The organism is Streptosporangium sp. NPDC004379 (assembly GCF_042873875.1).
Classification (GTDB): Bacteria; Actinomycetota; Actinomycetes; order Streptosporangiales; family Streptosporangiaceae; genus Streptosporangium.
Window position 1 is genome coordinate 160,925 of the sequence record NZ_JBIAMC010000001.1, and the last position, 19,068, is coordinate 179,992.

Annotated in this window: 15 protein-coding genes; all 15 read right to left on the reverse strand. The window is 74.0% G+C overall.

The annotated features are described in order from the left end of the window. Positions 1 to 99 precede the first annotated feature (99 nt). Positions 100 to 1,980, reverse strand: coding sequence for a hypothetical protein (locus ACFYSC_RS00595; protein ID WP_389954682.1), 1,881 nt, complete (start codon positions 1,978 to 1,980; stop codon positions 100 to 102). 43 nt (positions 1,981 to 2,023) lie between these two features. After that, positions 2,024 to 2,881 carry a DivIVA domain-containing protein gene (locus ACFYSC_RS00600; protein WP_362934728.1) on the reverse strand — a complete coding sequence of 286 codons (858 nt, stop codon included), beginning with the start codon at positions 2,879 to 2,881 and terminating at the stop codon, positions 2,024 to 2,026. A 49-nt stretch (positions 2,882 to 2,930) separates the two neighbouring features. Next, positions 2,931 to 3,218: a YggT family protein gene (locus tag ACFYSC_RS00605; RefSeq protein ID WP_355646174.1), complete on the reverse strand. Its 288-nt coding sequence runs from the start codon at positions 3,216 to 3,218 to the stop codon at positions 2,931 to 2,933. Between the two features lie 82 nt (positions 3,219 to 3,300). Next, entirely contained in the window at positions 3,301 to 3,804 is a 504-nt protein-coding gene (locus ACFYSC_RS00610) for a cell division protein SepF (RefSeq protein ID WP_362934725.1), read from the reverse strand. A gap of 120 nt (positions 3,805 to 3,924) precedes the next feature. After that, positions 3,925 to 4,629: a YggS family pyridoxal phosphate-dependent enzyme gene (locus ACFYSC_RS00615; RefSeq protein ID WP_389954686.1), complete on the reverse strand. Its 705-nt coding sequence runs from the start codon at positions 4,627 to 4,629 to the stop codon at positions 3,925 to 3,927. Between the two features lie 90 nt (positions 4,630 to 4,719). After that, on the reverse strand, positions 4,720 to 6,147 hold the full coding sequence (ftsZ, locus tag ACFYSC_RS00620) for a cell division protein FtsZ (protein ID WP_362934719.1): 1,428 nt from the start codon (positions 6,145 to 6,147) through the stop codon (positions 4,720 to 4,722). Between the two features lie 222 nt (positions 6,148 to 6,369). Continuing rightward, positions 6,370 to 7,038 (reverse strand): cell division protein FtsQ/DivIB, encoded by a 669-nt coding sequence (locus ACFYSC_RS00625; protein ID WP_389954690.1) that lies wholly within the window; start codon positions 7,036 to 7,038, stop codon positions 6,370 to 6,372. A 219-nt stretch (positions 7,039 to 7,257) separates the two neighbouring features. Continuing rightward, a complete protein-coding gene (gene murC, locus ACFYSC_RS00630) occupies positions 7,258 to 8,664 on the reverse strand; it encodes a UDP-N-acetylmuramate--L-alanine ligase (protein WP_389954693.1) in 1,407 nt (468 codons plus the stop codon). Between the two features lie 150 nt (positions 8,665 to 8,814). Continuing rightward, complete coding sequence (gene murG, locus ACFYSC_RS00635; protein ID WP_362934710.1) at positions 8,815 to 9,900, reverse strand: undecaprenyldiphospho-muramoylpentapeptide beta-N-acetylglucosaminyltransferase; 1,086 nt, start codon at positions 9,898 to 9,900, stop codon at positions 8,815 to 8,817. Beyond that, a complete protein-coding gene (gene ftsW / locus ACFYSC_RS00640; RefSeq protein WP_389954696.1) occupies positions 9,897 to 11,342 on the reverse strand; it encodes a putative lipid II flippase FtsW in 1,446 nt (481 codons plus the stop codon). The genes murG and ftsW overlap by 4 nt, the downstream gene beginning before the upstream one ends. Continuing rightward, positions 11,339 to 12,769 (reverse strand): UDP-N-acetylmuramoyl-L-alanine--D-glutamate ligase, encoded by a 1,431-nt coding sequence (gene murD / locus ACFYSC_RS00645; RefSeq protein WP_389954698.1) that lies wholly within the window; start codon positions 12,767 to 12,769, stop codon positions 11,339 to 11,341. Before murD ends, ftsW begins: the two co-directional genes overlap by 4 nt. Next, the gene (mraY, locus tag ACFYSC_RS00650) at positions 12,766 to 13,824 is read right to left on the reverse strand and encodes a phospho-N-acetylmuramoyl-pentapeptide-transferase (RefSeq protein WP_362934704.1); all 1,059 of its coding nucleotides are present in this window, start codon (positions 13,822 to 13,824) and stop codon (positions 12,766 to 12,768) included. Before mraY ends, murD begins: the two co-directional genes overlap by 4 nt. Beyond that, positions 13,821 to 15,230, reverse strand: a complete 1,410-nt coding sequence (murF, locus tag ACFYSC_RS00655) for a UDP-N-acetylmuramoyl-tripeptide--D-alanyl-D-alanine ligase (protein ID WP_389954703.1) — start codon at positions 15,228 to 15,230, stop codon at positions 13,821 to 13,823. Before murF ends, mraY begins: the two co-directional genes overlap by 4 nt. Beyond that, entirely contained in the window at positions 15,227 to 16,786 is a 1,560-nt protein-coding gene (locus tag ACFYSC_RS00660; protein WP_389954704.1) for a UDP-N-acetylmuramoyl-L-alanyl-D-glutamate--2,6-diaminopimelate ligase, read from the reverse strand. The genes murF and ACFYSC_RS00660 overlap by 4 nt, the downstream gene beginning before the upstream one ends. 40 nt (positions 16,787 to 16,826) lie before the next feature. Then, positions 16,827 to 18,572 (reverse strand): peptidoglycan D,D-transpeptidase FtsI family protein, encoded by a 1,746-nt coding sequence (locus ACFYSC_RS00665; protein WP_389954707.1) that lies wholly within the window; start codon positions 18,570 to 18,572, stop codon positions 16,827 to 16,829. Positions 18,573 to 19,068: the final 496 nt, after the last annotated feature.

The following is a 19,068-nucleotide window of genomic DNA, read 5'->3' on the forward strand; positions in this document are numbered from 1 at the left end:
GGCGGTCCTCTCCTGGAGGGGAGGACCGCCGGGGCGCGGAGAGAAGGCGGAAAGGGCCGCCGGGAGGTCTCCCGGCGGCCCTTTCCGTGTCGTTCGGGCTCAGCCGCGGCCTGCGCGGCAGACCGTGCAGCCGCTCAGCCCGGCCTCCTCGGCCTCGGCCACGGTCATCGTCTCGACGCCGTCGTCGTCTCCGCCCCGGACCAGGGGGCAGGACGGGTCGTGGAAGCGGCGGGTGCCGACGATCACCTTGACGGTCCCGGCGGGCGGCTCGTCCCGGATGGCGGGGAACCCCCGGGGGGCGGTGTCGTCGTCGGAGGTGTCGTCGTCGGAGGTGTCCCCGTCGTCGGCGGCATCGGCGTTCCCGCCGGCGGAGGCGCTTCCGGCGGTACTTCCCGCGGCGGGCTCGCTCCCGGCTTCGGCGGCGCTTCCCGCGGCGGGCCCGCCGCCGGCCGCGGCACCGGCGTCGTCGGAGGCTTCGGCGGCGTCACGGGAAGCGGCGTCACGGGAGACGGCGTCCTCGGCGGTGGCGGCGCTTCCGGCGGGGTCGCCACCGTCCGCGAGGTCGTCACCGTTCGCGGGGTCGTCACCGTCCGCGGGGTCGTCACCGTCCGCGGGGCCGGAGGCGGCCGGGGGGTTCCCGGCGGTGGCCGGTCGCTCCGGGGAGTCGCTCCCGCCGGAGCCGGGAGACCCGGAGGTCTCGGAGTCATGGAGGGCCCCGGGGGCCCCGGAGGTCTCGGGGGTGACGCTCTCGCCCGAGCCGGGGGCCTCGGGAGCCCCGGAGGCGACGATCTCATCGGCGCCGGAGGATTCCGCCGAGGTGGAGTCGGCCGTCGGCCGCGACCCGGCGCGCCCGGGAACGGCCTCGGCCGGCTCCACCGGCTCGGAGTCGCCGGATCCGGGCTCGACGGCCTCGGACTCGGCGGGTTCGGACTCGACGTCCCCGGATCCGGTGTCCGCGGACTCGGCCGGTTCGGGCTCGGCGCCCTCAGGCTCAGCGGAATCAGGCCCGCCGGCCTCCGGCGTCGCGGACACGGGCTCGCCGGCCTCCGGCTTCACGGCCTCGGGCTCAGCGGGGTCGAGCTCCGCGGGCTCGGCGGGTTCGGGCTTCACGAGCTCGAGCTCCGCGGGCTCGGCGGGCGCGGAGCCGGCCGGAGCGGGCTCGGAGGCCGGCCGCCCGGTCACCGGGCCGGCCGTGGTGCGGCTGAACCAGCTCGTGGCGTTGGGATCGTCGGAGGGGGTCTCCGGCGCGGGCCGCGAGGGCCGGGCGGGGGACGGCGGCACGGCCGTCCCCGAGGCGCCGGAAGGCGGACCGGCCTGCGCGTCCGGTGCGGCGGACGCCTGGGCGGCGGGCCGTTTCGCCGGAGCCGGGGACGCCGGCTCGGCGGGTGAGGCCACGGCGGCGGAGGCCGCCGGGGGCTTCGAGGCCACCGGAGACGCCGGGGCCGTCGGCTGGTCGGGAAGGCACGTGGTGCAGGGCGTGAAGCCCTCCTCCCGCGCCTCCTCCTGGGTGAGCTCCTCGTGGTCCCGGCCTGCGAGCTGCCGGCATCCCACGACGTGGTAGCGCCTGCGTCCCGGGATCACCAGGACGATCGCCCCGGCGCCCGGCAGGCCCCGCCTCGCGGAGGGAGCGGCGGGGGCGGTGGCGGCGACCCGGCCCGGCCGAGGCCGAGCCGGGGCGGTCGCCGTCTGCCGCGCCATCGGGTGGGAGACCGGCGTGGCCGGTCGGCCCGGTGGCATGTGCGGCACGGGCGCGGGGCCGGTGGGCGCCGGCTCCCTCGGCTGGAGCGGCGGGGCCGCTCCGGCGCGCCCGCCGCCGGGGAACAGTTCGTGGCGGCGTAACAACGCCCCGATCACCAGGAAGACCGCGGACAGCACGCTGATCGCGATCGACCACATGACCAGGAAAGGTTTGGCCAGCACGAATCCCACGATGAGCAGGACGATGGCCGTGAGGACCAGACCGGCGCTGATGAGGATCACAGGGGAACTCCCGGATACGGGTCAGGACGAATGACCCGACACCCTAGCGCCGGTCGTTGTGAGGACCGTCAACGCCCTGGAAGGCACCCGAGTGCTGCGCCTGCTCGCCGCCGAACGGACCGGGGGCGCCCTGCATCGGCTGCGGGCCTCCCTGAGCCACGGCGTGGGACATCGCCGGGGGACCGCCCACGATCGGGAACGCGCCACTGCCCTCGCCCGCGACGTTCAGCTCGGCGAGCTGGTTCTCCAGGTAGAGCTTCAGTCGGCTGCGATACTCCCGTTCGAAGCTGCGCAGCTCCTCGACCTTGCGCTCCAGCTCGTCGCGGTTCTGCACCAGCGAGCCCATGGCCTGCCGGTGCCGCTCCTGCGCGTCGCGCTCCAGCGTCTCGGCGCGTGCGCGGGCGTCGCCGATGACCTGCTCGGCCTGGCGGCGGGCCTTGCCGAGGATGTCGTCGGCCTCGCGGCGGGCCCGGGTCACCGTCTCGTCCGCCTCCCGGCGGGCGTCGGCGATGGCCTGGTCGGCCGTCTGCTGGGCCAGCGCGAGCACCCGCGCCGCGGTGTCCATGTTGTCCTCGGCCTGCGGCATGCCCATGGAGACGGGGACGGGCTGCTGGTGCTGGACGGGCTCCGGAGCGCGCATCGGCTCCGGCTGCTGCATCATCATCTCGGGCTTGGGCTCGGCGACGGGAGCCGGTGCCATGGCCATGTTGACGTTGCCGGGCACCTTGCCCCGCAGGCACTCCGCCAGCTTCGCGCGAAGCTCCTCGTTCTCCTGGATGAGGCGGTCCAGCTCGGACTCGACCTCGTCGAGGAAGGCGTCAACCTCTTCCTCGTCGTACCCCGGCCTCAGCCGGGTCGTACTGAACTGCTTGTTCCGCACATCAGCGGGCGTCAGCGGCATTTCGGTCTCCTTGGCGCGCTTGGAGTCTGTCCGGAGGGACGGTACCCGATCAACGAAGCGCGGACACGAGTCGGATCAAGACCAAGACCACAATGAACAGCACTGTGAAGCTTAGGTCAAAGGCCACCGTACCCAACCGGAGTGGTGGAATGAAACGGCGGAGGAACTTGAGAGGCGGGTCGGTGACCGTGTATACGGCCTCCGCCAGGACGAGTACGGCCCCGGTGGGCCGCCACTGGTGCGCGAACGCCTGCACCGTCTCAAAGATCATTCTGCCGATCAGCAGAACCAGATAGAGAGAGAGGACGATGACCAAGATCTCGCTAACGATCCCCAAGGTCCACCCTCGTCTCTGATCCGTTCCGCCGCCTCCGGTCTTGTGTGGACCTGTCCGGCCGGTCACTGTTCATGGTGGAACTCTAGCTCTGGTTGAAGAACCCGCGTTCCGCGATTCGGGCCTTGTCCTCGGCGGTCACCTCGACATTGGCAGGGGACAACAGGAACACCTTGTTGGTAACACGTTCAATGCTGCCATGTAGGCCAAAGACCAGACCTGCCGCGAAATCCACAAGCCTCTTGGCGTCGCTGTCAACCATCTCGGTCAGATTCATGATGACCGGGGTGCCGTCGCGGAAATGCTCCCCGATTGTCCGGGCCTCGTTGTAGGTGCGCGGATGAAGCGTGGTGATGCGCGCCAGATCGGTCGTACGGCGCTCGATGACAGCCGTCGCGGGCCTCGGGGCGGGCACCCCGGAATCGGCGTCGTCCTCGCGGTCGTGGACCGCTCCGGGACGCTCCTCCGCCGTCCGCCGCGAGTCGTCGAACTCCTCGTAGTCCTCGTCGGAATAGCTGTCGTATCTGTCGTAGCGGTCGTCCTCCACAAGACCGAGGTAGACCGCCATCTTGCGCATCGCGCCGGACATCGCTGCTTCTTCCTCCGTCTTACTTCGCTTCGCCTGGGGCGGTAGCCGCACCCCCTTGGAGCTCACCACCGATCGACCTCTATCCGGGTACGCGGACGCCAAGGTCCACTTGAAGGGACATTACCTGACCAAGGGCTTCCGGCGACCGAGCAACGCCGTACCGACACGCAGGTGTGTCGCACCGTTGGCGATGGCCTCCGCCATGTCGCCGCTCATCCCCGCCGATATGACGTCCGCGCCCGGATGGGCCTCCCGTACGGCCTCCGAGATCTCCCTCAGCCGGGCGAAGGCCCCGGACGGGTCCCCGCCCAGCGGCGCGACCGCCATCACCCCGCCCAGCCTCAGCCCGCCGGCCCCGGCGACCGCGTCGGCGAGCGCCGACACCTCTTCCGGCCGGGCGCCGCCGCGTGCGGGATCGCCGTCCAGCGCGACCTGCACCAGGCAGGTGACCTCCCGGCCCGCCCGGACCGCCTCCCGGCCCAGCGCGGAGACCAGCCGGAGCCGGTCCACCGAGTGGACGACGTCGGCGTAGGAGACCACCGAGCGGGCCTTGTTGGTCTGCAGCTGGCCGATGAAGTGCCAGGTCAGCTTCAGGTCGGCGCACTCGTGCGCCTTGGCCGAAGCCTCCTGGTCGCGGTTCTCCCCCACGTCGGTCACCCCCAGCCCGGCCAGCAGCCGCACGTCGGAGGCAGGGTAGGTCTTGCTCACCGCGACGAGCGTCAGCTCCCCGCGGTCGCGGCCGGCGGCCCGGCATGCCTCGGCGATGTCCGCCTCGACCCTGGCCAGACCGGCCGCGATCTCTTCACGTCGTGTTGTATCCGTCACTTCTCCGCCGCTCGAACACCGACAAACCGGCGGAACCCATTCTTCCCTGTCACGGCCGGGCATTCCCCGGGCCCCCGGCCGTGAGCAAAGTCACTTCAGGAAGTCGGGGACGTCGAGCTCCTCCTCCTGCTCCTCGAAGACCACCGGACGCCGCCGGGCGGTGTCGGGGACCCGCGCGGAGATGGGCGTGGGAGCGGGCGGCTCGGGCGCCGGACGCGGGATCGACACCGGCGAGGCCGGCGGCTCCTCGGCGCGCGGCGGCTCGGGCTGCTCACCCGGCGCGTGGGCGGGCGCGGCGGGCTGGACCGGGTGGGCCTGCTGGGCCGCCGGGGGCTGCGCGGGCTGGGGCTCGGCCCGGAACTCCGGCTGCGGCGGGGTCGCCGGGCGGGCCGGCGCTGGCGGGTACTCGGCCCTGGGCTCGGCCCGGAACTCCGGCCGCGGCTCGGGACGGGGCTCGGCCTTCACCGTGGGCGCCGCCGGGACCGACGGCCGGGACGGCGGGGTCGCGGCCGGGCGGGCGGGCTGCTGCTGCGGCCGGGCCGCCTGCGGAACGGCCTTGTTCGCCTCCGCGTCGGCCTCGTCGAAGCCGGCCGCGATCACTGTGACGCGGACCTCGTCGCCGAGGGCGTCGTCGATGACCGTGCCGAAGATGATGTTGGCGTCCGGCGCGGCCGCGTTGGAGACGAGCTGGGCGGCCTCGTTGATCTCGAACAGGCCGAGGTCGGAGCCGCCCGCGATCGACAGCAGCACGCCGTGCGCGCCGTCGATGCTGGCCTCCAGCAGCGGGCTGGAGACGGCCATCTCGGCCGCCGCGACCGACCGGTCGTCGCCGCGCGCGTGGCCGATGCCCATGAGCGCCGAGCCCGCGCCGGACATCACGGACTTCACGTCGGCGAAGTCCAGGTTGATCAGGCCGGGCGTGGTGATCAGGTCGGTGATGCCCTGGACACCGGAGAGCAGCACCTGGTCGGCCGCCTTGAAGGCGTCCAGCACGCTCACCTGCCGGTCGGAGATCGACAGCAGCCGGTCGTTCGGGATCACGATGAGCGTGTCGACCTCCTCGCGGAGGGTCTCGATGCCCGCCTCGGCCTGCATCGCCCGGCGCCGGCCCTCGAAGCTGAACGGCCGGGTGACCACACCGATGGTCAGGGCGCCCAGGGACCGCGCGATGTTGGCCACCACCGGGGCTCCGCCGGTGCCGGTGCCGCCGCCCTCGCCCGCGGTGACGAAGACCATGTCGGCGCCCTTGAGGACCTCTTCGATCTCCTCACGGTGGTCCTCGGCCGCCTTGCGCCCGACCTCGGGGTTGGCGCCCGCGCCGAGGCCGCGGGTGAGTTCACGCCCCACGTCGAGCTTGACGTCGGCGTCACTCATCAGCAGCGCCTGAGCGTCGGTATTGATGGCGATGAACTCGACGCCCTTGAGTCCCTCCTCGATCATCCGGTTGACGGCGTTGACTCCGCCTCCGCCGATTCCTACAACCTTGATGACCGCGAGGTAGTTCTGCGGTGCTGCCACGACGAGGGGCCTTTCCGCTCGTTGACTTGCAATTTCCCGCGGCACGGGGTCCCGTGCCGTCGCTTTCAAAACCCTCACCCTCAAGTTGAGATTTAGATTTATGTCAACCTGAGGAGTGATACGGACAGTAGGAGTTACGCTCCGGGCGGGTCAACTAACCGGGCCGCAAGCGCGCCCGGCGTGTCGCGCGCTGTCCTTTTCCCGGTGCCCGCGGCGGGGGCGTCACTTCACCGTCACGACCTCGGGGGAGCTCACGTCGTAGGTGGCCGCCCGGCTCCTCAGGAGCGTGGCGAGGATCCGCGCCTTGTCCTCCGAACGGTCCCGCCCGCCCCAGACCACCGCGCGGCCGTCCTTCAGCCGCAGCGAGACGGTCTCGGGCGAGGGCGCGGCCACCTCGGCCACCCGCCGGGCCAGGCTCTCCGGCAGCGCCCCGACCACGGCCAGCGCCGCGGCGGTCGCCGGGTCGCCCGCCCGCGGACGGTCCACCCGCAGCACGGGAAGACCCGGAGGCGCGACGTCCCTGACCTCGATCACCACGCCGTGGCGGTCCACCAGCGCGGCCCGGTCCCCCTCCGGCACCACGGCCGCCGGGCGGCGCTCCACGACCCTGACCGCCAGCGTGCCCGGCCAGTCGCGGCTGACGGAGACCGACTCGACCCGGCGGATCGCGCCCACCCCGGCCCTGACCGCGGCCACGTCCACGGTGGCGAGCGGCCGGCCGGCGGCCACCCCGGTGGCCCGCCGGATCTCCTCCGCGGGCAGGACCGCGTTGCCCGTCACCCGGATCTCCCGCACGCCGAGGACCGGCGAGAAGAACACCAGCCACACGACGCTGCCCACCACGCCCGCGGTCAGCAGGCCGAGGAAGGCCGTGCGCCAGACTCCGTTCAAGAGTCGCTCACCGCTTCCTTCCTCGCTCCGCGGGCCGCTCGTCCCTCACGAACCACTCCGCTCCCGCGTCGGGCTCGCTCCCTGCTCAAAGGTCGCTCGCCACTCCTTCCTCGCTCCGCGGGCCGCTCGTCCCTCACGAACCACTCCGCTCCCGCGTCGGGCTCGCTCCCTGCTCAAAGGTCGCTCACCGCTCCTCCCCCGCTCCCCCTCGAAGGCCGTTCACCGTGCGGACAGCTCCGCCACGATCCGCGGGCCCAGCTCGGTCACGTCGCCCGCCCCCATGGTGAGCACGATGTCGCCGGCCCTGGCCCGCTCCGCCACCAGGGCCGGGACGCTCTCCCGCTGCGGCGCGTAGCTCACCCGCTCCCCCGGGAGCGGCACCTTGCCCGCGACCAGCGCCCCGGAGACGCCCGGCTCGGGGTCCTCGCGCGCGCCGTAGACGTCCAGGACGACCACCTCGTCGGCCAGGGCGAGGGCCGCTCCGAAGTCGTCGGCGAAGAACCGCGTCCGGGAGTACAGGTGCGGCTGGAAGACCGCGATGACCCTGCCGGAGCCGGAGAAGGACGCCACCACGTCCCGGGCCGCGCGCAGGTCGGCCGCCAGCTCGGTCGGATGATGGGCGTAGCTGTCGAAGACCGCGACCCCGCCGGCCTCGCCCTTGGCCTCGAACCGGCGCTTGGCGCCGGTGAAGGCGGCCAGGCCGTCGCGGATGTCGCCGAAGGAGACGCCCAGCTCGGCCGCGACGGCGATGACCGCGGCGGCGTTGAGGGCGTTGTGCCGGCCGGGTACGGCCAGCCTGACCAGGCCCAGGCCGCCGACCGTGAAGGTGACGCCCAGGCCGTCCGGGGTGATGTCGCTCACCCTCAGGTCGGCGTCGCCGGCCTCGCCGTACGTGACGACCTTCAGGCCGCGGGCGCGGGCCGGCGCCACGAGGGCCGCGGAGCCGGGGTCGTCGGCGCAGAGCACCATGGTCCGGCCGACCCGCTCGACGAAGCGGGCGAAGCTGTCGTAGACCGCGCGGGGGTCGCCGTAGTTGTCCAGGTGGTCGGGCTCCACGTTGGTCACCACGGCGATCTCCGGGGCCAGCATCAGGAAGGAGCCGTCGCTCTCGTCGGCCTCGGCGACGAAGACGTCCCCGGCGCCCTCGTCGGCGCCCAGCCCGGTGGTCACCAGCTGCCCGCCGACGCAGTAGGACGGGTCGGCGCCGCACTTCTGCAGCGCCACCGTCAGCATCGACGTGGTGGTGGTCTTGCCATGGGTGCCCGCCAGGGCGACGCCCGTCCGGCCCGCCATGACCGAGGCCAGCGCGGCGGCCCGCGGGATCACCCGCAGCCCCTGGCGCAGCGCCTCGCCCAGCTCCGGGTTGGAGTCGCGGATCGCGGTGGAGACCACGACCGTGTCGACGTTCTGGACGTGCGAGGCGGCGTGACCGATGTGGATCCTCGCCCCCAGCCCCCGCAGCTCGTTGACCAGCTCGGAACCGCGGGAGTCGCTGCCGGAGACCCGCACGCCGCGCTTGAGCAGGATGCGGGCGATGCCGGACATGCCGGAACCGCCGATCCCGATGAAGTGGACCCGCCCCAGGTCTTCGGCCGCGACCGGATCCACCAACTTGACCAGGCTCATCGGCCGTTCACCATTCCCCGTTTCCCGTTCATCGGTCGCTCACCGCTCCCGCTCGCTCCCCGCTCAAGGTCGCTCACCACTCCTCGCTCGCTCCGCGGGCCGCTCGTCCCTCACGGACCACTCCGCTCCCTCGTCGGGTTCGCTCCCCTTTCACGCCACGCCCCGCGCGATCCGCAGCACCCGGTGGGCCAGCGCCGCGTCGGCGTCCTTGCGGCCCATCCGGGAGGCGGCCTCCGACATGGCGACCACCCGCTCCGGGTCGGACAGCACGGGCAGCACGTTGCGGACGATCCACTCCGCGCTCAGCTCGGCGTCGTCGACCAGCATGCCGCCCCCGGCCCTCGCGATCGGCTCGGCGTTGAGCCGCTGCTCCCCGTTGCCGTGCGGGAGCGGGACGTACGCCGCGGGCAGGCCCACCGCGGTCAGCTCGGCGCAGGTGATGGCGCCGCCGCGGCACAGTGCGAAGTCGGCGGCGGCGTAGGCGAGGTCCATCCGGTCGACGTACTGCAGCACGACGTACTGGGGGTCGCCGGGCGGCGGCTCCTCCTCCAGCGTGTTCTTCGGGCCGATGATGTGCAGCACCTGGATCCCGGCCCGGCGCAGTGCCGGGGCCGCGGCCAGGGCCGCCTGGTTGATCGAGCGCGCCCCCTGGGAGCCGCCGGTGACCAGCAGCGTCGGCAGGTCGGCCTCCAGGCCGAACCAGGAGCGCGCCTTGTCGCCCATGGACAGCCGGTCCAGCGAGGTGATCTCGCGGCGGAGCGGGATCCCGATGTGCTCGGCGCCGGACAGCGGCGTGTCCTGCTGGCCGATGAACACGTGGTCGGTCAGCCGCGCGCCCAGCCGGTTGGCCAGGCCGGGCCGCGGGTTGGCCTCGTGCACCACGATCGGCACGCCGCGGCGGCGCGCCCCGAGGTAGGCGGGGGTCGCGACGTAGCCGCCGAACCCGACGAGGACGTCGGCCCGGACCCGCTCCATGATGCCCGCCGCGGCGCTGATCGCCCCCGCCAGACGGCCGGGAACGGTCAGCAGCTGCGGGGTGAGCGATCGGGGCAGCGGTACGGCGGGCACGAGCTCCAGCTCGTACCCCCGGGCCGGGACCAGCCGTGTCTCCAGGCCGCGTTCGGTGCCGAGGCAGGTGATCCCGATGCCGGGATCGAGTTGGCGCAGCGCGTCGGCCAGGGCCAGCGCCGGTTCGATGTGACCGGCCGTCCCGCCGCCGGCGAGGACCACCCTCATGTCGGTCCTTTCCCCTGTCGTCTTCCGTCTGCCGGCCGCCGTCCGCGGGCCGGGCCACCCAGGCCAAGCCAGCTTAGGCCCCGCGCCACCGGTCCCGGGCCACGCGCGGCCAGGGCCTGCCGCGCGCCGGGTTCCTGTTTGGCGAAGCTCAGCAGCATCCCGAGCGCGGCCAGCGTGGGCAACAGCGCCGACCCGCCGTAGGAGACCAGCGGCAGCGGGATGCCGGTGATGGGCACCACGCCGATCACCGCGCCGATGTTGACGATCGCCTGCCCGGCGATCCAGGCGACGGTGGCGGCCGCGGCGAGCCGGACGAAGGTGTCCCTCACCCGGACGGCGACCCGCAGCCCGGCGTAGCCGAGCAGCCCGAAGAGGGCCACCACCACCAGGGTGCCCATCAGGCCGAGCTCCTCGCCGATGATCGAGAAGATGAAGTCGCTCTCGGCGTGCGGGATCCAGCTCCACTTCTGCCGGCTGGAGCCCAGCCCCAGCCCGAACCAGCCGCCGCTGCCCATCGCGATCTGCCCCTGGACGGCCTGGTAGCCCTCGTTCTGGGCGTACTTCCACGGGTCCAGCCACGCCTGGACCCGGTCCAGGCGGTACCCCTCGGTACTGATCATGACGACGGCCGCCAGCACCGCGACGGCCATGATGCCGCCGAACAGCCGCAGCGGCGCCCCGACCACCCACAGCAGGGACAGGAAGATCAGCATCAGCACGATCGTGGTGCCGAGGTCGCTGCCCAGCATGACCAGCAGGGAGAGGATGACCGCGCCGGGCATGAGCGGGATGAACAGGTGCCGCCACTCGATCGTCCCGGCGCGCGCCCGGCGCGCCAGCAGGTCGGCCCCCCACAGCATCAGCCCCAGCTTGGCCGGCTCGGAGGGCTGGATGGTCAGCGGGCCGATGTAGATCCAGCGCTGCGCCCCGAGCTCCGCCCGGCCGATGAACAGCACCAGCACCAGGCCGAGGATGGACAGGACCATCATCGGGTATCCGGCCAGCCGGAAGAACCGCGCGGGCAGGCGGGAGCACAGCCACATCAGCGGCAGGCCGAGCGCGACCGAGATCGACTGCTTGAGGAACCAGTAGAACGGGCTCATGTCCTTCTGCAGCGCCTCGATGCTGGAGGCCGACAGCACCATCATCAGGCCGAGGGCCAGCAGCAGCGCGCAGCACCCGAGGATCAGGTAGTAGGAGGTCAGCGGCCGGTTGAGCAGTTCGCGGAAGGCGGTCAGCCGCTCGCGCGCCCCGTTCCCGCGCCGGGCGTCCGCCGGGCCCCCGGCCTCCGTCGCGCGGCCCCCGCCGTCCCGCTCCCCCACGGCCCCCGACGGGACCGCCGGAGCCGCGGGGACCGCCGCGGCGCGCCCGCCCGCGGAACCCGCCGTCGCGGTCGCGGCACGTCCGGCGGCCCCGGCGGGCCGCCCGTCGCGCGCGCTCACGCCCGCTCCCCTTCGCCCGTCTCCGCGAGCCGGTGTACGGCCCGCGCGAACGCCTCCCCTCGCGCTGGGTAGCCGGCGAACATGTCGAGGGAGGCTCCTGCGGGGGCGAGCAGCACGGTGTCCCCGGGGGAGGCGAGCCGGGCGGCTTCGGTGACGACGCGATCCATGACCCCAGTGTCTTGCCCCGCCACCTCCACCACCGGGACATTCTCGGCGTGTCGCGCCAGAGCCTGACGGATCCGCTCGCGGTCGGCGCCCAGCAGCACCGCGCCGCGCAGCCTCGGCGCGGCCCGCCGTACCAGGTCGTCGACGTCGGCTCCCTTGAGCTGCCCGCCGGCGACCCAGACGATCGAGGGGTAGGCGGCGAGCGAGGCGGCCGCGGCGTGCGGGTTGGTGGCCTTGGAGTCGTCGACGTAGTCGACGCCGCCCACGCACGCGACGTGCGCGATGCGGTGCGGGTCGGGGACGAAGTCGGCCAGGCCGCGCCGTACGGCCTCCGGGGGCACCCCGTAGGAGCGGGCCATGGTCGCGGCGGCGAGCGCGTTGGCGACGTTGTGCGGCGCGAACGGCCGGATGTCGGCGAAGCCCGCCAGCTCGGCGGCCTCGCGCACCGGGTCGTCGGTGAACGCCCGGTCCACCAGCAGGTCCTCGACCACGCCGACCTGTCCGGGACGCGGCACGTCGAGCGTGAAGCCGACGACGCGGGCGGCCCCGCCCGCGTACGGCCCGGCCAGGCGGGCCGCCTGCTCGTCGCCGGCGTTGAAGACCACCGTGCCGGCCCGCTCGAAGATCCGCCCCTTGTCCCGGGCGTACGCCTCCAGGGAGCCGTGCCAGTCGAGGTGGTCGGGCGCCACGTTGAGCACGGCGGCGGTGTGCGGGGCCAGGCCGGGCGAGCGGTGCAGCTGGAAGCTGGACAGCTCCACGGCCAGCACGTCCCAGGGCCCGCCGACGGCCTCCACGACGGGGGTGCCGACGTTCCCGGCGGCGAGCGCGCGGTGCCCGGCGGCGGACAGCATGGCGGCGAGCATCCGTACCACGGTGGTCTTGCCGTTGGTGCCGGTCAGCGCGAGCCACGGCGCCGCGCCGGCCGGGCGCAGCCGCCAGCCGAGCTCGACCTCGCTGATCACCTCGATTCCGGCCTCCGCGGCGGCGGCCATCACGGGGTGACGCGGCGGCCAGCCGGTGGTGACGACCAGGGAGGCGCCGGCGGGCAACCCGGCGGACTCGCCGAACCGGACCTCGACCCCCAGTCCGGCCAGTTCCGCGGCGGCGGCCCGGGCTCCCTCGGTGTCGCGGCCCTCGAGGACGACGACCTTCGCGCCCCGCCCGGCCAGCACGCGGGCGGCGGCGGTGCCGGAGACGCCGAGCCCGGCGACCACGACCGTGCCCCCGGCGCCCCCGGCGCCCGTGAGGTCTGAGGTCGTCACGGCTTGGGCATCCATTCGACGTAGAACAACCCGAGGCCGGCGGCGGCGCACAGGGCGGCGATCAGCCAGAAGCGGACCACGATGGTCGTCTCGGCCCAGCCCGACAGCTCGAAGTGGTGCTGGAGCGGCGCCATCCGGAAGACCCGTTTGCCGGTCATCTTGAAGAACCCGACCTGGATGATCACCGACATCGTGATGACCACGCACATGCCGGCCAGGATGATCAGCAGGCCCTGGGTGCGGGTGGTGATGGCCAGGCCCGCGATCACGCCGCCCAGGGCCAGCGAGCCGGTGTCGCCCATGAAGATCTTGGCGGGCGGGGCGTTCCACCACAGGAAGCCGACCAGCGCGCCGAGCACGGCGGCGGCGACCACGGCCAGGTCGAGCGGGTCGCGGACCCAGTAGCAGTTGGGGCTGAGCTGGACCGTGCAGCTGTTGCGCAGCTGCCAGTTGCCGATCAGCACGTAGGAGGCGAGCACCACGCCGGTCGCGCCGCTGGCCAGGCCGTCGAGGCCGTCGGTGAGGTTCACCGCGTTGGAGAAGCCCACGATCATGATGAGCACCCAGATCGTGAACCCGATGATGCCGATGGAGGGGCCGAAGTCCCGCAGGAACGACAGCCGGGTCTCGGCGGGGGTGATGAGGTAGGCGTTGGGGAAGCGGGTCACCAGGACCGCGAAGACCGCGCCGACGACGAGCTGGCCCAGCGCCTTGGCGCCGCTGCGCAGGCCCAGGCTGCGCTGCTTGTAGATCTTGATGAAGTCGTCGAGGAAGCCGACCATGCCCAGGCCGGTCATCAGGAACAGCACCAGCAGCGCCGAGACGGTGGGCTGGGTCCAGGCGACCAGGTGGGCGCAGGCGAACCCGATCAGCGCCGCGATCACGATCACGGTGCCGCCCATGGTGGGGGTGCCGCGCTTGTCGTGGTGACCGGAGGGGCCCTCCTCCCGGATGCTCTGGCCGTAGCCGCGCCGGGAGAACAGACGGATCGCCAGCGGCGTGCCGAACATGGACAGCAGCAGGCTGACCGCCGCCGCGATGAGGATCTCCCTCATCGGCGTTCACCCCCGAGCAGGGCCTCGGCCACCCGTTCCAGGCCGGCCACCCGCGAGCCCTTGACCAGCACCACGTCGCCGGGCGCGAGGATCGCGGAGACCTCGGCGACGGCCGTCTCGACGTCGGGGACGTGCGTTATCCGGGGGACGTGGCCGCCCGCGGCACGGGCCTCCTCCGCGGCGGCCCCGGCCCCGGCCAGGACCGGCTCGGCGTCGGCGCCGACGACGAACAGCGCTTGGAGGCCCGCGGCGACGGCCGTACGGCCCACACCCTCGTTCAGCTCGGCGCCGTGCTCGCCCAGCTCGCTCGGGGAGGCGATGACCGCGAGGCGGCGCCGGCCCCCGGCGATGGAGCCGAGGGCGCCGAACGCGGCGCGCATGGACTCGGGGTTGGCGTTGTAGGCGTCGTTGATCACGGTGACGCCGTCGGCCCGGTCGGTGACCTCCATCCGCCAGCGGCTGCGGGGCTCGGCCTCCGACAGCTCCTCGGCGATGGTGGCGACCGGCAGCCCCAGCTCGTAGGCGGCGGCCGCCGCGGCGAGCGCGTTGTCCACGGCGTGCTCGCCGTACAGGCGCAGGGAGACCGGCGCGGCCCCGGAGGGGGTGCGAAGCGTGAAGGAGGCGCGGCCGCGCCCGTCGAGGACGACGCCCTCGGCCCGCACCGTGGCGCTCTCGCCGCGGCCGTACCAGGTGACGCGGGCGCGGGTCCGGCCGGCCATCGCGGCCACCAGCGGGTCGTCGGCGTTCAGTACGGCGACGCCGTCGGCGGGCAGCGCCTCGACCAGCTCGCCCTTGGCCCTGGCGATGGCGTCCCGGCCGCCGAAGACCCCGATGTGCGCGCTGCCGACGTTGAGGACCACGCCGATCTTCGGCGGGGCGATCTTCGCGAGGTGGGCGATGTGCCCGACCCCGCGGGCGCTGAGCTCCAGCACCAGGTAGCGGGTGCCCTCGTCGGCCCGCAGCACGGTCAGGGGGTGGCCGATCTCGTTGTTGTACGAGCCGACCGGCGCGACCGTGGGGCCGATCCGCGCGGTGAGGCGGGCCAGCAGGTCCTTGGTGGTGGTCTTGCCCGCCGACCCCGTCACGCCGATGACCGTGGCGGCCGGCAGCGCGGCGCAGACCGCCGTGGCCAGGTAGGCCAGGGCCCCGACGACGTCGCCGACGACGACCGCGGGGGCCTCGACGGGCCGGGAGGCCAGCACGGCGACGGCGCCCGCCTCCACGGCGGCCGCGGCGAAGTCGTGCCCGTCGGACCGCTCGCCCTTGACGGCGACGAACAGCGACCCCGGCTCGACGGCCCGGGAGTCCACGACGACCGGGCCGCGCACGACCGCGCGGGGGTCGGCCATGCCCGCGAGGGCGCCCGAGGTGATCTCGGCGATCCTGCCCAGCGGCAACGGGATCATGATGAGGCTTCCTTACTCTCCATACACGCCTGACGCCCGGTACGGCTCCGCCGCCTGCCGATCGCGTCGGCCACCACTTGCCTGTCATCGAACGGGAGGACCCGGTCGCCGACGTACTGGCCCTGCTCGTGCCCCTTGCCGGCCACGACGACCACGTCGCCGGGGCCCGCGCGGCCGATCGCCAGATCGACGGCCGCGGCCCGGTCCGGCTCAATGATCACATGAGCCCGCTCCTCCTCGGGCACGCCGAGGACCCCGTCCATCATCTCGGCCAGGATCCGCAGGGGGTCCTCCGAGCGGGGGTTGTCGCTGGTGAGGATGGCGACGTCGGCCAGCCGGGCGGCGGCGGCGCCCATCAGGGGGCGCTTGCCGCGGTCGCGGTCGCCGCCGCAGCCCAGCACGACGGTCAGCCGGCCCCCGGTGACCTCGCGCAGCGAGCGCAGCACCGACTCCACCGCCCCGGGCTTGTGGGAGTAGTCCACGATGGCCTCGAAGCCGTCGGCGCCCGGCACCCGCTCCATCCTGCCGGGCACCCCGGCCAGCGTGCCGATCCCGGCCACCGCGGCGCGCAGCGGCACCCCCGCCTCCACCAGGGCGACGATCGCGCCGAGGGCGTTGGCGACGTTGAACGGGCCGGGCAGCGCCACCGTGGCGTCCTCCTCGACGCCTCCGGGGCCCACCACGCGGAAGGAGCTGCCGTCGCCGCCGAGGCGCACGTCGGCGGCGCGCCAGTCGGCCTCCGGGGCCCCCTGGGCGGAGAAGGCGGTCATCGGGATCTTCGCCGTGCCGAGGAGCTCGCGGCCGTGGGCGTCGTCGATGTTGACGACCCCGGCGCGGCTCATCTCGGGGGTGAACAACCTGGCCTTCGCGGCGAAGTAGTCGTCGAGGTCGCGGTGGAAGTCGAGGTGGTCCTGCGACAGGTTGGTGAACAGCGCGACGTCGTAGAAGAGCCCGTCGACGCGGCCGAGGGCCAGCGCGTGGCTGGAGACCTCCATCGCGGCGGCGGTGACGCCCCGCTCGCGCATGAGGGCGAACAGGCCGTGCAGGTCGCTGGCCTCCGGGGTGGTCAGCGTGGACTCCAGGCGCAGGTCGCCCACGCGGATCTCCACGCCGCCGACCAGGCCGGTGGTGTGCCCGGCGGCCCGCAGCCCGGCCTCCAGCAGGAAGGTGCTGGTGGACTTGCCGCTGGTGCCGGTGACGCCGATGAGCGTGACGGCGGCGGCGGGCGCGCCGTACACCCAGGAGGAGACCTGGCCGAGCACGGCCCGCGGGTCCGGCACGACGAGGACCGGCAGGCCGGTCGCGACCGCCGCCTCCCGGCCCGCCTGGTCGGTCAGGATCGCGGCGGCGCCGGCGGCGAGCGCCTGGGCGCAGAAGTCCGCGCCGTGGACCGTGGCGCCCGGCAGCGCGACGTAGAGGTCTCCGCGCCGCACCCGGCGGGAGTCGATGGTGACCCCGGACACCGCGGCGAGCGGAGCCCGCGACGTGCCGGAGGGCGCGCCGAGCAGGCTCGCCAGCCCCGACAACGGCCGGGGCGAACTGTTTGAGGGTCGCATGGACGACGGGGGACGCACGGCGAGAGCGTACCTTCCCTCGTCAGCGGCCGGTGCGGATCGGCACCGAGGCCGGCGGCCTGGTCGCGGTGGGCGGGATCTTCTGGCTCTTCAACGCGAACGTCATCACTTTCTTGAATACCGGGGCTGCGACCTCTCCACCGTAGTGGGCTTTCTGAGGATCTTGGACGACCGCCAGGACCACCAGGCGGGGCGCGTCCGCCGGGGCGAAGCCGACGAACGTCGAGGTGTACCCGCAGTATCCCCGGCACTCGGCGTCGTAGCGCATCGCGGTGCCGGTCTTGCCCGCCACCCGGTAGCCGTCGATGGCGGCCAGGTTGCCGGTGCCCTCGGCGCCGACGGCGGCCTCCAGCATCCCGGCGACGTCCGCGGCGGTGCGCTCGCCGATCACCCGCGTCCGCGCGCCGGGCGCGGCCGGGGTGAGGACGCCCCGCTCGTCGGTGGTGCCGGCCACGATCCTCGGGGCGACGCGCACGCCGCCGTTGGCGATGGTCTGGTAGACGCTGGCCGTCTGCAGCGCGGTGACCGAGACGCCCTGGCCGTAGGCGATCGTGCAGCGCTGGCTGCCCGACCAGTTCCGCCAGTCGGGCAGCAGGCCGGCCTCCTCGCGGTACAGGCCGCTGCCCGGCTTGGCGCCGAACCCGAAGCGCCGCATCATCTCGTACAGCCGCTGGTCGCCGATCTTCTGCGCGGCCATGATCGTCCCGACGTTGCTGGAGGTCGCGACCACGCCGGAGAAGGTCAGCCGCTCCACGGGGTGCGGGTGGGAGTCGCGCAGCACCTGGTCGGCGCAGCGGATGTTGTCCGGGACCCGCATGGCGGTCTCCGGCCGCAGCGCGCCCGACTCCAGGGCGGCCGCCGCGGTGATGACCTTGTTGGTGCTGCCCGGCTCGAACACGTCGGTCACGGCGCGGTTGACCCAGTCCTCGGGGGAGGTCCGCCGCCAGTCGTTCAGGTCGAGTTCGGGGGCGTTGGCCATGGCGTACACGCGGCCGTCGCGGACGTCCATCACGATGACGGTGCCGGTGCGCGCGCCGGTGGCCTTCACCTCGTCGGCGATCGCCTTCTGGGCGGCCCACTGGATGTCGCGGTCGATGGTGAGCCGGACGTCCCTGCCCTCGACGGGCGCCTTGACCGTGCTGCGGGTCATCGGGATGCGCTGCCCGGCGCGGCCGGTCTCGATGATCTGCTCGCCGTCGCGGCCGGCGAGCAGGGTGTCGTAGGTGCTCTCCAGCCCGCTCAGGCCGTTCCCGTCGTCGCCGACGAAGCCGATGAGGGTCCCGGCGAGGTCGCCGCCGGGGTAGTCGCGGACGTACCGGCTCCTGGTGCCGAGTCCCTCCAGCTTGAGCTTCGGGGCCCGCTGCATGATCCGCTCGGCCACGGACGGCTCCACGGCGGCGGCCAGCTTCTGGTAGCGGCTGCCGGGTACGGCGAGCTTGGCCGCGATGTCCTGCTTGGGCTGGTTCAGCTCCGCGGCGAGGAAGGCGGCCATCTGGTCGCGCAGGGCCGGCTTGACCTGTGAGGGGTCGACGTAGACCTCACGGGCCTCCCGGGTCAGCGCGAGCTCGTGCCCGGCCGAGTCGGTGATGGAGCCGCGGCGGGCGGTCAGCTTCTCGCCCTGGACCCGCTGCTTGGCCGCCTCGGCGGCGTAGACCTTGGAGTCGAGGCCCTGGAGCTGGATGAGCCGCCCGGCGAAGATGGACAGCACGAAGGTCATCGCGATCAGGCCGACGCTGATCCGCCGGCCGGGGTTGCCCAGGCGCAGCACCGCGGGCGGCCGGGCGGGCGGCCTGGGGGGCCTGCCGCCGCCTCCCTTCTCGCCGCCGCCCTTTCCGCCGCCTCCGTTCCCGCCGGCCGGGGGGGCGGTCCGGGGCGGGCGCGCCTGGTCGCCGGGCGGACGGACGCGCGGCCGGCCCGCCGGGCCCGCCGGCTCCTCGGGGCGCGGGGAGCGGCCCGGCCTGCGGGGCGCGTCGGGGCCCGGCGGGCGGCCGGGCCGGCCCGTCGCACCCGCGGGGGCGGGCCTGCCGGTCGCGGGACGGCCGGACGCCGGGTGCCTGGCGGAGGACTTCGCGGAGGCGGAAGGCTTGTTCGCGGAGGCGGAAGGCCTGGAGGAGGCGGAGGGGCCGGAGGAGGCGGGACCGGGCTTGGCCGCCGGAGACTTCGCGGAGCCGGAGCCGGAGCCGGAGCCTGAGCCGGGCCGTCCGCCGCGGGCGGGGCCGTCCCCGGCGTCGCGGGCGTTCCGGGCCGGCGACCCGGCGCGGGGC

Excerpts from the sequence above, each read along its gene's own strand:
- ACFYSC_RS00600 (WP_362934728.1), bottom strand. The coding sequence starts at position 2,881 with ATGCCGCTGACGCCCGCTGATGTGCGGAACAAGCAGTTCAGTACGACC.
- ACFYSC_RS00610 (WP_362934725.1), bottom strand. The coding sequence starts at position 3,804 with ATGTCCGGCGCGATGCGCAAGATGGCGGTCTACCTCGGTCTTGTGGAG.
- murC (WP_389954693.1), bottom strand. The coding sequence starts at position 8,664 with ATGAGCCTGGTCAAGTTGGTGGATCCGGTCGCGGCCGAAGACCTGGGG.
- murG (WP_362934710.1), bottom strand. The coding sequence starts at position 9,900 with ATGAGGGTGGTCCTCGCCGGCGGCGGGACGGCCGGTCACATCGAACCG.
- mraY (WP_362934704.1), bottom strand. The coding sequence starts at position 13,824 with ATGAGGGAGATCCTCATCGCGGCGGCGGTCAGCCTGCTGCTGTCCATG.
- murF (WP_389954703.1), bottom strand. The coding sequence starts at position 15,230 with ATGATCCCGTTGCCGCTGGGCAGGATCGCCGAGATCACCTCGGGCGCC.
- ACFYSC_RS00660 (WP_389954704.1), bottom strand. The coding sequence starts at position 16,786 with ATGCGACCCTCAAACAGTTCGCCCCGGCCGTTGTCGGGGCTGGCGAGC.